The following is a 297-nucleotide window of genomic DNA, read 5'->3' as shown; positions in this document are numbered from 1 at the left end:
AACGATGCATCACTTCCTATTACAACACAAGGAACAACCCTGGTAACTTGGACATATACAGATGTTAATCTGAATGCTTCCACACAAACACAAAACATAGTAATTACAGATGTTACTGCTCCTATTGCGGATCTTGCAACTTTGGCAAATGTAACGGCACAATGTGAAGTAACGACTTTAACTGCACCAACGGCAACAGATAATTGTGGTGGAACGGTAGCTGTTACCAACGATGCATCACTTCCTATTACAACACAAGGAACAACAGTCGTAACTTGGACATATACAGATGTTAAT

The 297-nt window shown here is 39.7% G+C and carries 1 protein-coding gene; it reads left to right on the top strand.

Annotation, left to right across the window (positions count from 1 at the left end):
• Positions 1–297, top strand: a 297-nt coding sequence (locus tag ACVCXO_RS12175; protein ID WP_452229864.1) for an HYR-like domain-containing protein, incomplete at both ends; no start/stop codon positions are given.

Source organism: Lacinutrix sp. MEBiC02404 (assembly GCF_053601575.1).
The sequence above is the reverse complement of the archived record's forward strand: the minus strand, read 5'-3'. Positions and strand labels throughout refer to the sequence as shown.